Origin of the sequence: Paractinoplanes atraurantiacus (assembly GCF_900215205.1) — a bacterium.
GTDB classification, from domain to species: domain Bacteria; phylum Actinomycetota; class Actinomycetes; order Mycobacteriales; family Micromonosporaceae; genus Actinoplanes; species Actinoplanes atraurantiacus.
In genome coordinates, this window is sequence record NZ_OBDY01000070.1 from 1 (window position 1) to 1,058 (window position 1,058).

A 1,058-nucleotide genomic window follows, 5' to 3' on the forward strand; every position below is an offset into this window, starting at 1 on the left:
TAGAGCTGGACCCGGGTGCCGTTGTTCTGCGAGGCGCCGGGCACGTCGATGCACCGGCCGGACTGGGCGCCGAGGATGCGGCCGGAGCCGGACGGTGGGGGCGTCGTGGTGGGCGGGGTCGTCGAACCGCCGCCCGGGATGGTCGAACACTTGACGGTCGAGCGGACGATGCCGGTGGTGTCCTTCACGCTCGGGCAGAGGAACTGGGTGTAGCGGGTGTCGTTGTCGACGAAGATCTTCAGCCACTCGATCTGGCTGCGCAGCTCGATGTCGTTGGGCCGGGTGAAGTAGAGGTGGTCGGCGTTGGCGAGCTGGAGGTACGCGCCGGGCGTCGCCGCCGGAAGGGTCGGGTAGAGGCCGTCGAGGTAGGACGGCGTGACCGTGGTGTCGTTGATCCCGCCGATGATCATCGTCGGCACGGTGTCCGAGGCCAGGTTGCCGGACGGCTTGAACGGCGCGAGTCCGATGGCGGCCTTCAGCGACGGGCGCTGGGTGGCCGCGTACAGGGCGCCACCGCCGCCCATCGAGTGGCCGATGACCGACAGCCGGTTGCGGTCGACCCGGTCGCGGACCGCGCTGGAGTTCGTGAGGTAGTCCAGGGCGGCGAGCAGCTGGGTGCCGCGGGCGGTGTCGTAGTCGTTGCGGCTGTTGGTCTCGACGCCGATGACGACGAACCCGAAGGACGCCAGCCGCGGGCCCATCCAGGCTTCCTCATCGGCGAACAGGGCGGTGTAGCCGGGCACGATGGCGACCGCGCCGTATGTGTGGCTGGTGTCGGTGGGGTAGTAGATGAAGCCACCGTTGAAGCCGTTGCCGGGCGGAACCGTGATCTGGGCGGTGGCGAAGGGCCCGTACTGCGCGGCGACGCTGGCCACTGTGGGATCCGGTCCCCGCTGATAGGGATTGTCGGCGGCGGGGGTGGTGGGCGGGGTCGTCGGCCCGGCGGAGTTGAGGGCGTTGAGTACCGAGGTGTAGGCGGCTTTCTTGTTGCCGTTGCCGTCGAACAGCAGCGGGTTTTCGCTGGAGCGCCAGGAGTCGCTGTCGCGCACGCCCCAGAC

At 69.5% G+C, this 1,058-nt stretch carries 1 protein-coding gene; it reads right to left on the reverse strand.

Annotated features, from left to right (window positions below; all coding sequences use genetic code 11):
* Positions 1-1,058, reverse strand: a 1,058-nt coding sequence (locus CRP55_RS51290) for a dienelactone hydrolase family protein (RefSeq protein ID WP_143235565.1), incomplete at both ends; no start/stop codon positions are given.